The organism is Streptomyces sp. NPDC096048 (assembly GCF_044763415.1).
Classification (GTDB): Bacteria; Actinomycetota; Actinomycetes; order Streptomycetales; family Streptomycetaceae; genus Streptomyces.
In genome coordinates this window covers 26451-37948 of sequence record NZ_JBIWGG010000021.1, presented here as the reverse complement: position 1 = coordinate 37948, position 11498 = coordinate 26451, and the positions used below count along the sequence as shown (strand labels likewise).

The window sequence follows — 11498 nt, the reverse complement described above, 5'->3', positions numbered from 1 at the left end:
GGGCGAGGTCATCAAGACCGTCCCCGAGTCCAAGATCGTGGAGACGCTCATCGAGGAGGCCATGAAGATCGCCGAACAGATGGAGAAGGACGGCGTGGCCTCCGGCGAGCCCTCGGTGGCCGTCGCGGGCTGATCCACCCTGCTTCTGCCGCGTCGCCCTGGGGGCGGCGCGGCATATTCGTGGCAGGTACAGTGCGGGGACCAGCAGATCTCAGGGTGAGGCCGCCGCACGTGTTGACGCAGACCACCTCCCGCGTGCTCGAACCGAGCGACCTGGACGCCGCGCTCGCCGTCCTCGACCGCGAGCCGGTCGCGAACGCCTTCGTGACCGCCCGGGTGCAGATCGCCGGCCTCGACCCGTGGCGGCTCGGCGGCGAGATGTGGGGCTGGTACGAGCACGGCATGCTGACCTCCCTGTGCTACGCGGGCGCCAACCTCGTCCCCATCTGCGCCACCCCACGCGCCGTGCGCGCCTTCGCCGACCGCGCCCGGCGGGCCGGCCGCCGCTGCTCCTCGATCGTGGGCCCCGCCGACACGACCGCCCAGCTGTGGCGCCTGCTCGAACCGGGCTGGGGCCCGGCCCGCGAGGTCCGCACCCGCCAGCCCCTCATGGTCACCGACCGCATGCCCGCCGACATCACCCCCGACCCCTACGTCCGTCGCGTCCGCAAGGACGAGATGGAGCGGATCATGCCGGCCTGCGTGGCGATGTTCACCGAGGAGGTCGGCATCTCCCCGATGGCCGGCGACGGCGGCCTGCTCTACCAGGCACGGGTCGCCGAACTCGTCGGCTCCGGCCGCTCCTTCGCCCGCTTCGACAGCGACGGCAGGGTCGTCTTCAAGGCCGAGATCGGCGCCGCCACCGACCGCACCTGCCAGATCCAGGGCGTCTGGGTGGCCCCCGAGTACCGGGGCACCGGCCTCGCGGCACCGGGCATGGCGGCGGTCCTCCGCTACGCCCTCACGGACGTCGCCCCGGTGGCGAGCCTGTACGTCAACGACTTCAACACGGCGGCACGACGGACGTACCGGCGGGTGGGCTTCCAGGAGGTCGGCGCCTTCATGAGCGTGCTGTTCTGAACGCCTCGGGAAAACGCCGGCTCCGGTCCCGCCGGGAGCGGCGCCCGGCCCCCGCACCCGCGCTGTCCGGGGAAGCACCCGGGTAGGCTCCCCGCCATGGAGTTCGTGATCGGCCCACTGGACCTCGCCGCGCACGTGGACGAGGCCCTCGCGGTCCAAGCCGCCGCGTTCGGACTCGGCCCCGACGAGGTGGCCGTGCGCCGCCAGATCGTCCTGCGCCACATGACCCACCCCGGGGCCAGGGCCCTCGGCGCCACCGTCGGAGGCGACCTCGTCGGCTTCGTCTACGGCATGCCCAACGACCGCGCCCACTGGTGGTCCACCGTCGTCGAGCCCTACCTCCGTGCCCAGGGCAACGACGCCTGGCTCGACGACTCCTTCGTCATCACCGAACTCCACGTACACCCGGCCCACCAGAACCGCGGCACGGGCCGCTCCCTGATCACCACGATCACCGACAGCGCCACCGAGCCCCGGTCGATCCTCTCCGCGATCGACACCGAGAGCCCCGCCCGCGGCCTCTACCGCTCCCTCGGCTACCAGGACCTCGCCCGCCAGGTCCGCTTCCCCAGCGCACCCAAGCCGTACGCCGTGATGGGCGCCCCGCTCCCGCTGCGCCGGCCCGCCGCCCGTCCATAACCGATTTCCGCGGGGAAGGACCACCCGGCTAACCTCCTAGCACCACCCTTACGCAGCAGGAGACACGAGAACCATGGCCAACGCACCGGTCCAGCGCATGTCGAAGTTGATGGCGAAGACGCTGCGCGACGACCCGGCGGACGCCGAGGTCCTCAGCCACAAGCTGCTGGTCCGCGCCGGCTACGTGCGCCGCACCGCCGCCGGCCTCTGGAGCTGGCTGCCGCTCGGCAAGAAGGTCCTCGGCAACATCGAGCGCATCGTCCGCGAGGAGATGGACGCCATCGGCGCCCAGGAGGTCCAGCTCCCCGCCCTGCTGCCGCGCGAGCCCTACGAGGCCACCGGCCGCTGGGACGAGTACGGCCCCGAGCTGTTCCGCCTCCAGGACCGCAAGGGCGGCGACTACCTGCTCGGCCCCACCCACGAGGAGATCTTCACCCTGCTGGTGAAGGACCAGGCGTCCTCCTACAAGGACCTGCCGGTCATCCTCTACCAGATCCAGAACAAGTACCGCGACGAGGCCCGCCCCCGGGCCGGCATCCTGCGCGGCCGCGAGTTCCTGATGAAGGACTCCTACTCCTTCGACGTCGCCGACGAGGGCCTCGCCGAGTCCTACGCCCTGCACCGCGCCGCCTACCAGCGCGTCTTCGAGCGCCTCGGCCTCGACTACCGCATCTGCGCCGCGACCGCCGGCGCGATGGGCGGCTCCAAGTCCGAGGAGTTCCTCGCCCCGGCCGAGGCCGGCGAGGACACCTTCGCGGACTGCCCGAACTGCGACTTCGCCGCCAACACCGAGGCCATCACCTACGCGCTCCAGCCCGTGGACGCCGCCGGCCTGCCCGCCGCCGAGGACATCCCGACCCCCGACACCCCCACCATCGAGACCCTCGCCGCGTCCCTCGGCGTTCAGGCCTCCGCCACGCTGAAGAACCTGCTCGTCAAGGTGGACGGCGAGATCGTCGCCGTGGGCGTCCCCGGCGACCGCGAGGTCGACATGGACAAGGTCGAGGCCCACTTCGCCCCGGCCGCCGTCGAGCTGGTCACCGCCGAGGACTTCGTCGGCCGCCCCGACCTGGTCCGCGGCTACGTCGGCCCGCAGGGCCTGGGCGACAAGGTGAAGTACATCGCCGACCCGCGCGTGGCGCCGGGCACCGCCTGGATCACGGGCGCCAACAAGGAGCACACCCACGCCAAGAACGTCGTGGCGGGCCGTGACTTCGAGGTCGACGCGTACGTCGACGTCGTCGTGGTCCGGGAGGGCGACCCCTGCCCCAAGTGCGGCACCGGCCTCAAGCTGGACCGCGCCATCGAGATCGGCCACATCTTCCAGCTGGGCCGCAAGTACACCGACGCCCTCAAGCTCGACGTCCTCGGCCAGAACGGCAAGCCGGCCCGCGTCACCATGGGCTCCTACGGCATCGGCGTCTCCCGCGCGGTGGCCGCCCTCGCCGAGCAGCACGCCGACGACAAGGGCCTCGTCTGGTCCAAGGAGGTCGCCCCGGCCGACGTCCACGTCGTCGCCGCCGGCAAGGCCCTGCAGACCGAGCTGGCCCTGGAGGTCTCCGACAAGCTGTCCGCCGCCGGTGTCCGCGTCCTGGTGGACGACCGGGCCGGCGTCTCGCCGGGCGTCAAGTTCACGGACGCCGAACTCATCGGCGTGCCCCAGATCCTGGTCGCCGGACGCCGCTCCGCCGAGGGCGTGGTCGAGCTGAAGGACCGCCGTACCGGTGAGCGCGAGGAACTGACGGTCGAGGAGGCCATCGCCCGCCTCACGGCCTGACATCGTGGGGCACGACGGCCGATGACGTGGAGAGGGCGGCGTACTCCGGCGCGGTGCCGGCGTACGCCGCCCTCGGGCGGAACGGGTCGCGGGAGTTGGCCCGCCGTCATGGCGGTTACTTCGGGTCGCGGTTGAACTTCGCGGCCGACCAGAAGTAGCCGAGCACCGCGAGCCCCAGGCACCAGGCGATCGCCAGCCACCCGTGGTGGCCGATCTCGGTGCCGAGCAGCAGCCCGCGCAGGGTCTCGATGGCCGGGGTGAACGGCTGGTACTCGGCGACCGGCTGGAACCAGCCCGGCATCGCGTCGACCGGGACGAAGGCGCTGGAGAGCAGCGGCAGCAGGATCATCGGCATCGCGTTGTTGCCGGCGGCCTCGGCGTTCGGGCTGATCAGGCCCATGCCGACGGCGACCCAGGTGAGTGCCGTGGCGAAGAGCACGAGCAGTCCGAACGCGGCCAGCCATTCCAGGGCGGTGGCGTCGGTGGAGCGGAAGCCGATGGCCACGGCGACGGCGCCGACGAGGACCACGCTCATCACGGACTGGAGCACGCTGCCGATGACGTGTCCGATGAGCACGGAGCCGCGGTGGATCGCCATGGTGCGGAAGCGGGCGATGATGCCCTCGGTCATGTCCATGGAGACGGACACCGCGGTGCCGATCGTGGTGCTGCCGATGGTCATCAGCAGGAGGCCCGGCACGAGGTAGGCGATGTAGTCGGAGCGGTCGGCGCCGCCGCCGGCGATGCCCGCGCTCATCACGTCGCCGAAGACGTAGACGAAGAGCAGCAGCAGCATGACCGGTGTGAGCAGCAGGTTCAGGGTGAGGGACGGGTAGCGCCGGGCGTGCAGCAGGTTGCGGCGCAGCATGGTGGACGAGTCGCGCACGGCGAGGGAGAGGGAGCTCATCGGACGGTCTCCTTGGACTGGTTCGGGATGTCGGGGCCGGTCAGGGCGAAGAACACGTCGTCGAGGTCGGGGGTGTGCACGGTCAGTTCGTCGGCCTCGACGCCGGCGGAGTCCAGCCGGTCGAGGACGGAGCGCAGCTCGCGCTGGCTGCCGTCGCTGGGGAGCCGCAGTGCCAGTGCCTCGTCGTCCCGGGTGACTTCGCCCAGCGCGGAGGCGGCGCTCTGGTAGGCGGCCGGGTCGGTGAAGCGGAGCCGGATGTGTCCGCCGGGGATGAGCCGCTTCAGCTCCTCGGCGCTTCCCTGGGCGGCGATCCTGCCGTCGTTGAGCACGGCGATGCGGTCGGCGAGCTGGTCGGCCTCTTCGAGGTACTGGGTGGTGAGGAAGACGGTGACGCCGCCGGTGACGAGTTCGCGGATGATCTGCCACATGTTGTGGCGGGAGCGGGGGTCGAGGCCGGTGGTGGGTTCGTCGAGGAAGATGATCCGCGGGTCGCCGACGAGGGTCATGGCGATGTCGAGGCGGCGCTTCATGCCGCCGGAGTAGGTGGAGGCGGGCTTCTTCGCCGCCTCGGTGAGGTCGAACCGCTCCAGCAGTCCGGCGGCGACCCGCCGTCCCTCGTCCTTGGAGAGATGGTGCAGGTCGGCCATGAGGAGCATGTTCTCCTCGCCGGTGATCAGACCGTCCACGGCGGAGAACTGCCCGGTGACACCGATCGCGGCCCGCACCGCCTGCGGATCGGTGGCGAGGTCGTGGCCGCCGACGCGGATCTCACCGGAGGCGGGATCGGCGGAGACGAGGGTGGAGAGGATCTTGACGGCGGTGGTCTTGCCGGCGCCGTTCGGCCCGAGCAGGGCGAACACGGACCCGGCCGGGATGTGCAGGTCGATGCCGTCGAGGACGGTCTTGTCGCCGTAGGACTTGCGCAGCCCGATCGCGGTGATGGCCGGAGTGGTCATGGTGGGTGCTCCTCAGAGGCTGCGGGCGACGATGTCGCCGTAGGCGGTGGTCGCGTGGATGGTCAGGTCCGCGGCGGCGCCGTCGGTGTTCTTGAGCGTGTTGCGGATCCGGCCGTAGCCGGTGCCGGCGTCCAGGGAGGCGGAGACCCCGTGGGCGGCGCCGACCGACACCTCGCCGGCCTCGGTGCGCAGCACGACCGTGCCGTGCGCGGCCTCGGCGATCCGGATGTCGCCCTTGGCGGTGCTGATCTCCGCGGGGCCGTCCAGGCGGCCGACCGAGACGTCACCGGCGAGGGTGGTGAGGCGGGCGGTCGCGGCCTCGTCGAGCTTGACCGAGCCGTGCGAGCTCTCGTAGGCGACGTCGCCGAGCCGCCCGACGCCCCGGAATTCGGCGCTGGCCGCCTTCGCCTCGATCCGGGAGTCGGCCGGCAGCTGGACGGTCACCTCGATGGAGCCGGAGCTGCCGAGGAGCCGGTTCTTCACCGTCGTCTCGACCCGCAGGACGCCGTCGCCGTACTCGACGCTGGTCTGCTCCGCCGCCTTCACGTCGCGGCCGTTCGAGGCGTCCGCGGGCAGAACCTCGACCGTGGTGTCGGCCCGGTCGGCGGCGATGAACCGGATGCGTCCCGCGGGGATGTCGAGGACGGCGGAGATCGGGGCCGGGGTGCTGAACGTCTGCATCGTGCTCTCCTTCGGTCTGCTGCTTTCCGACGAGCAAAACGCTACGTTGCATTTACTGATCCATCAATGACTCTGTTGCATTGAAAGTATATAGTCGCAGGTAGGAGCCAATTTTTTGTTGCAATCGTCTTCTCGATTAACGCAACGACCATCGCCCGATCGTTGCAATGGAGTGAAGTTGAACGCTATGCTGGGCGCCAACGGAGCACGAAGGAGGCAAGCGATGCCTGGAGGCAGGCTCACTCAGCAGGAGCGTCAGCAGATCGCGCTGGGGCTGGCCGACGGCCTCGCCTACGCGGAGATCGCCAGGCGCGTCGACCGTCCTACCTCGACGATCACGCGCGAGGTGATGCGCAACGGCGGGCCCACCGCCTACCGCGCCGACCTCGCCCACCGCGCCACCGAACACCGTGCCCACCGGCGCAGGCAGGCCGCGCCCAAGGGCGCGAAGGCGGCCCCGCAGGCCCACGGACGCGACGCCGAGGCCGTGCGGGAGTACGAGGAGGTGTTCACCACCGTCCTCATGGCTTCGGGCATGCCCAAGATGATGGCCCGGGTCATGGCCTGTCTCACCCTCACCGACTCCGGCAGCCTCACCGCGTCCGAACTCGTCCAGCACCTCCAGGTGAGCCCGGCGTCCGTCTCCAAAGCGATCGCGTTCCTCGACGAGCAGGCCTTCGTCCGCCGTGAACGCGACGAACGCCGCCGCGAGCGCTATGTCGTCGACGACGACATCTGGTACCAGTCGACCGTGGCCAGTGCCCGGTCCATCGCCCAGGTCGTCGAGACCGCACGGCAGGGCGTGGGCATCCTCGGCTCCGGCACCCCGGCCGGCGCCCGCCTGGAGAACGTCGCCCGCTTCCTCGACTTCGTCAGCGAGACCACCGCCCGCGCCGCCGAGCAGGCCCGCGAGGTCCTCCACACGAAAGCCAAGGCCCCCGGGCCCGCGGCAACGGAAGCGGAGGCGACGGACCGCTGAGCGCGCTGCCCGTCCGGCCCCTGACGCGGTGGCGGTGTGACATGCACGGCGACCGGCGGCCGGCGACCGGGGCGACGGCGGCGCAGGGGGTTCGTGTCCCCGAGACGGCACCCGGCCGACCGGCAGGGGTACGACGGCGGCGCGAAGGAGGGCGGGAGGCCGCGACGAGCGGCCCCCTCCACCCCGTACGGCGACCCGGCGGCGCCCCCTCTCAACCGGCGGCGCGCCCCGGCGTCAACGCCCTGGGGCGCGCCCGGCGTCCTACAACCAGCTCGCGAACTCCAGCAGCAGTTCCGCGTCCTGCTCCCGGCCCACCCGGCGGGCCCGGACGCCCGACTCGACCGCGCGGAACAGCGTCCAGCCGCGCAGCCGTTCCTGGTCGACCTCCAGCGACTCCGCGAGCCGCTTGACCCGCCGCCGGGTCGTCGAGGCACCCGAAGGCTGGGCGATGAGGTCCTCCACCCGGTCCCGCACCAGCCGCGCGAGGTCGAAGGCGTTCTCGCCGACCACCGGGTCGGGGCCCACGGCCAGCCAAGGCGTCCGTTCCCCGGCGAGCACCTTGCTCTGCCGGAACGTGCCGTGCAGAAGCCGCTGCTCGGGCGGCGCGGCCAGCAGTTCCTCGCGGGCCGCGAGCGCCGCGTCGACCAGCGGCGCCACCTCGGGGCCGGCCACCGCGCCCGCCCGCATGGCCTCGGCCTGCCGCCCGGTCCGCTCGGCCACGGTCTCGAAGGGGTGACCGGCGGGCGGCTCGACCCACAGCCGCCGCAGCGTGCCCGCGGCCTCCAGCAACGCCTTCGCCTCCGGCAGCGACCGGACCGACACGTCCGGATGCAGCCGCTCCAGCAGCAGTACACCCTCCGCCGTCTCCGCTTCGAGCAGCTGTACGGCGCCCAGTCCGCCCCAGTGGGCGAGCGCCGCCCGCTCGCTCTCCGGGCGGGCGCGGCGCGGGGCCAGCTTCAGTACCGCGGGCGTCCCGTCGGCCGTCCGCACCAGGACCACCAGGCTGCTGCGCCCGCCGGGCACCTGCACCCGCTCCGCGGTCAACTCGCGCAGCGCCAGGGCCCGCTCGGCCGCTTCGGGCAGCTTCTCCAACCAGTCGTCACCGTCCGGTGCCGTCTCACCGAGCGCCCTGACCAGGCGCCGCGGCGGTTCGAAAGCCATGCGCGAGCCGTTCCCTTCCCGTACGGGCAGCCGTACGTGTTACGCGGTCGGTGAAGCCGAAGCCGGGTCCGAAGCCGAAGCCGAGTCCGAGGCCTGGTCCGACGCCGCGTCCGGGGGCGACGGGCGGCCGGCCCGCTCGGCGAGCCCAGGGAAGGCTACGCTCCCGCCCCGCCAGCGCACCGCCCGGACCGCCGCCTCCCGCAGCGCCCCGGCCGCCGTGGCCCGGCGTTCGCCCTCGGCCGCCCGCACCAGGTCGGAGTAGACGCCGGCCACGCGCTCCTCCAGCTCGGCCGCCAGCCGCACCGCGGCCGCCGAGTCCGGCACCGAGAAGGGCAGCGCGTACCCGGCCGCCGCGGCGACCGGCCTGCCGCCGAGGTCGCGCACCCTGCGCGCCAGCGCGTCCCGCCGCGCCCGGTGCGCGTCGTACGCCGTCCGCGCCTCGGTGCGCCGTGCCTCGCCGATCCGTCCGCCGACGACCCCGTAGCCGTACACGGCCGCGTGCTCCGCCGCCAGCGCCGCCTGGAGGGCGTCCAGTTCCCGGTCCTCCGCCTCGCTCACCCTTCACCCTCCGTCAGCAGATACACGTGCGCGGATCCGGCCGCCGCCACCGAGGCCAGCAACCGCGCCAGCTCGCCCGGCACCTCCAGCAGCGCCCCGGCCCGCCGCTCGGCCAGCTCCCGCTCGGCGGCGGCGAGCAGGGCCAGGGCGTCCTTCTCGGCCGCCGGTACGGCGGCGGTGCCGTCCTCCGGTCCGGCGGCCCGCGCGGAGACCGAGGGCGACGCCTTCGGCGAGGCCGCACGCACGGCACCGAAGGCCTCCGCGTGCCGTACCACCTCCGCGCGCAGCGGCCCCAGGCGCGCCGCCAGCCCCGGATGCGCGGCGATCACCGCCGCGTACCGCCCGGCCAGTTCCTCGCTGTCCCGGGCCGCACGCGCGCGTGCGCGGTCGGCGGACGACGGACCGCCGTCCGTGCCGCCGTCGCCCGGCCCGCCGGAACAGCCGACGAGCAGGGCGGCCCCGGCGGCCGACGCGAGCAGGGTCCTTCGGCGCGGCCCCGAGGGCGGGCGCGGTGATGAGGGCAGGCGCGGCGATGAGGAAAACGACACGGCAGACGTCCTCGACAGGCTCGTACGGAAGCGACGGCAAAGCGACGGGCGAGCGGCGGGAACCCGCGGTGCGGCCTGCCCGTGATCACGGTACCCGGGCCCCGCCCGGGCACCACCCACCGGCGCCGCCGGGCACGGGTGGACGGCAACACCCCCTGGGACCGGATACCCTTTGACCAGACACGCGCACCGTCCCACAACAGCACACGCGGCCGAGGAGTCACCCGGATGAGCACCACCCAGAGCGAGAGGCTGCGAGAGCTGCTCGAGCCGCTCGTCGCCTCCCAGGGCCTGGACCTCGAAGAGATCGCGGTGGACTCGGTCGGCCGCAAGCGTGTGCTGCGTGTCGTCGTCGACTCGGACACCGGTGCCGACCTGGACCGGATCGCCGATGTGAGCCGCGCGCTCTCGGCGAAGCTCGACGAGAGCGACGCGATGGGCGAGGCCGAGTACACCCTCGAGGTCGGCACCCCGGGCGCGGAACGCTCCCTCACCGAGCACCGCCACTACGTGCGCGCCACGAACCGCCTGGTGCGGTTCCAGCTCCACGAGGGCGGCGAACTGGTCGCACGCGTCCTCGCCGTGGACGACGACGGACTCGACCTCGAAGTGCCCGGAGTGAAGGGCCGCAAGGCCACCACCCGCAGACTCGCCTTCGCCGACATCGACAAGGCGCGCGTCCAGGTCGAGTTCAACCGCAAGGACGACAGCGGCGACAAGAACGACGAGAACACGACGGAAGAGGAGGAGGCGTAGCCGTGGACATCGACATGAGCGCCCTGCGGGGCTTGGTACGGGAGAAGGAGATCTCCTTCGACCTGCTGGTCGGAGCGATCGAGTCGGCCCTCCTCATCGCCTATCACCGCACCGAGGGAAGCCGCCGACACGCGCGCGTGGAGCTCAACCGGGACACCGGGCATGTGACCGTGTGGGCGAAGGAGGACCCCGACGACCTCGAAGAGGGCCAGGCGGCCCGCGAGTTCGACGACACCCCGTCCGACTTCGGCCGTATCGCCGCCAGCACCGCCAAGCAGGTCATCCTGCAGCGGCTGCGCGACGCCGAGGACGACGCGACGCTCGGTGAGTACGCCGGCCGTGAGGGCGACATCGTCACCGGCGTGGTCCAGCAGGGCCGCGACCCGAAGAACGTGCTCGTCGACATCGGCAAGCTGGAGGCCATCCTGCCCGTGCAGGAGCAGGTGCCCGGCGAGACCTACCCGCACGGCATGCGGCTGCGGTCGTACGTCGTCCGGGTGGCCAAGGGCGTGCGCGGCCCCTCCGTGACGCTGTCCCGCACGCACCCCAACCTGGTGAAGAAGCTCTTCGCCCTGGAGGTGCCGGAGATCGCCGACGGGTCCGTCGAGATCTCGGCGATCGCCCGCGAGGCCGGCCACCGCACCAAGATCGCCGTACGCTCCACCCGCTCGGGCCTGAACGCCAAGGGTGCCTGCATCGGCCCGATGGGCGGCCGGGTGCGCAACGTCATGGGCGAGCTGAACGGCGAGAAGATCGACATCGTCGACTGGTCGGACGACCCGGCCGAGATGGTGGCGAACGCGCTCTCCCCGGCCCGCGTCTCCAAGGTGGAGGTCGTGGACCTGGCCGCCCGCTCCGCACGCGTGATCGTGCCCGACTACCAGCTGTCGCTGGCGATCGGCAAGGAAGGCCAGAACGCCCGCCTCGCGGCCCGGCTGACCGGCTGGCGGATCGACATCCGCCCGGACACCGAGCAGCCGTCCGAGCAGTCGTCCGACCGGTCCTCGACGGGGCACGGGGAATAGATCCAAGCCGCACGACGCTGAGATCACGACAGTCTTGCGTGCGGCATGTGTTCGATTCTTGCCCCAAAGGGGTGAGGTCGTTCCGGGGAGGTAGACTTAGCGGTGTCTGGCCGGACACGTACCCGAGCATGCCCTGAGCGCACCTGCGTGGGGTGTCGGGAGCGAGCGGTCAAGAGCGAGCTGCTGCGCACCGTGGCGGTCGAGGGTGATTGCACCCCCGATCCACGCGGTACGCTGCCCGGCCGGGGTGCCTATGTGCACCCCGCACCGGTCTGTGTCGACCAGGCAGTGCGCCGCAAGGCGTTCCCGCGGGCGCTCCGCGTCCCGGGGCCGCTCGACGTAAAGGCGTTGCGCCGCTACGTCGAGCAGGCACAGGGTTGCTGACAGCAGCATGTAGGCAACGTGCCAAGGAAGACGAGCCGTACGGAACC

Annotated in this window: 13 protein-coding genes and 1 pseudogene; 8 read left to right on the top strand and 6 right to left on the bottom strand. The window is 72.3% G+C overall.

All coding sequences use genetic code 11. The features are described from left to right. The 4 genes and pseudogenes from ACIQ6R_RS36740 to ACIQ6R_RS36725 all read left to right on the top strand — a co-directional run. Positions 1-133: pseudogene (locus ACIQ6R_RS36740) on the top strand (4-hydroxy-3-methylbut-2-en-1-yl diphosphate synthase); the annotation flags it as partial. A gap of 98 nt (positions 134-231) precedes the next feature. Further along, a complete protein-coding gene (locus ACIQ6R_RS36735; protein WP_386515595.1) occupies positions 232-1080 on the top strand; it encodes a GNAT family N-acetyltransferase in 849 nt (282 codons plus the stop codon). Between the two features lie 96 nt (positions 1081-1176). Then, positions 1177-1719 (top strand): GNAT family N-acetyltransferase, encoded by a 543-nt coding sequence (locus ACIQ6R_RS36730; RefSeq protein WP_404226366.1) that lies wholly within the window; start codon positions 1177-1179, stop codon positions 1717-1719. Positions 1720-1792: 73 nt separating this feature from the next. After that, positions 1793-3496, top strand: a complete 1704-nt coding sequence (locus tag ACIQ6R_RS36725) for a proline--tRNA ligase (protein WP_404186754.1) — start codon at positions 1793-1795, stop codon at positions 3494-3496. Between the two features lie 115 nt (positions 3497-3611). On the opposite strand, the gene ACIQ6R_RS36720 is transcribed toward ACIQ6R_RS36725, so the two are convergent. From ACIQ6R_RS36720 to ACIQ6R_RS36710, 3 genes are read right to left on the bottom strand one after another with little or no spacing between them, the layout of a single operon-like run. Further along, complete coding sequence (locus tag ACIQ6R_RS36720) at positions 3612-4403, bottom strand: ABC transporter permease (RefSeq protein ID WP_404186755.1); 792 nt, start codon at positions 4401-4403, stop codon at positions 3612-3614. Beyond that, a complete protein-coding gene (locus ACIQ6R_RS36715) occupies positions 4400-5359 on the bottom strand; it encodes an ATP-binding cassette domain-containing protein (protein ID WP_404186756.1) in 960 nt (319 codons plus the stop codon). The genes ACIQ6R_RS36720 and ACIQ6R_RS36715 overlap by 4 nt, the downstream gene beginning before the upstream one ends. Before the next feature lie 12 nt (positions 5360-5371). Next, positions 5372-6040, bottom strand: a complete 669-nt coding sequence (locus ACIQ6R_RS36710) for a DUF4097 family beta strand repeat-containing protein (protein WP_404226364.1) — start codon at positions 6038-6040, stop codon at positions 5372-5374. A 223-nt stretch (positions 6041-6263) separates the two neighbouring features. Between ACIQ6R_RS36710 and ACIQ6R_RS36705 the strand changes: the two genes are divergently transcribed. Continuing rightward, positions 6264-7019 (top strand): helix-turn-helix domain-containing protein, encoded by a 756-nt coding sequence (locus tag ACIQ6R_RS36705; RefSeq protein ID WP_404226363.1) that lies wholly within the window; start codon positions 6264-6266, stop codon positions 7017-7019. A gap of 261 nt (positions 7020-7280) precedes the next feature. Here ACIQ6R_RS36705 and ACIQ6R_RS36700 read toward each other — a convergent pair whose 3' ends face one another. Genes ACIQ6R_RS36700 through ACIQ6R_RS36690 form a run of 3 tightly spaced genes read right to left on the bottom strand, consistent with a single transcriptional unit; the run spans position 7281 to position 9286 of the window. Then, positions 7281-8180 carry an aminoglycoside phosphotransferase family protein gene (locus ACIQ6R_RS36700; protein ID WP_404186759.1) on the bottom strand — a complete coding sequence of 300 codons (900 nt, stop codon included), beginning with the start codon at positions 8178-8180 and terminating at the stop codon, positions 7281-7283. A gap of 39 nt (positions 8181-8219) precedes the next feature. Beyond that, entirely contained in the window at positions 8220-8738 is a 519-nt protein-coding gene (locus tag ACIQ6R_RS36695) for a ferritin-like domain-containing protein (RefSeq protein WP_404226362.1), read from the bottom strand. Beyond that, on the bottom strand, positions 8735-9286 hold the full coding sequence (locus ACIQ6R_RS36690) for a hypothetical protein (RefSeq protein ID WP_404226360.1): 552 nt from the start codon (positions 9284-9286) through the stop codon (positions 8735-8737). The genes ACIQ6R_RS36695 and ACIQ6R_RS36690 overlap by 4 nt, the downstream gene beginning before the upstream one ends. A gap of 228 nt (positions 9287-9514) precedes the next feature. On the opposite strand from ACIQ6R_RS36690, the gene rimP reads away from it, so the two are divergent. From rimP to ACIQ6R_RS36675, 3 genes are all read left to right on the top strand, one after another. Then, a complete protein-coding gene (gene rimP / locus ACIQ6R_RS36685; protein ID WP_404226358.1) occupies positions 9515-10042 on the top strand; it encodes a ribosome maturation factor RimP in 528 nt (175 codons plus the stop codon). A gap of 2 nt (positions 10043-10044) precedes the next feature. Further along, positions 10045-11067, top strand: a complete 1023-nt coding sequence (gene nusA, locus ACIQ6R_RS36680; protein WP_404226356.1) for a transcription termination factor NusA — start codon at positions 10045-10047, stop codon at positions 11065-11067. A 102-nt stretch (positions 11068-11169) separates the two neighbouring features. Then, entirely contained in the window at positions 11170-11451 is a 282-nt protein-coding gene (locus ACIQ6R_RS36675; RefSeq protein ID WP_375918147.1) for a YlxR family protein, read from the top strand. Positions 11452-11498: the final 47 nt, after the last annotated feature.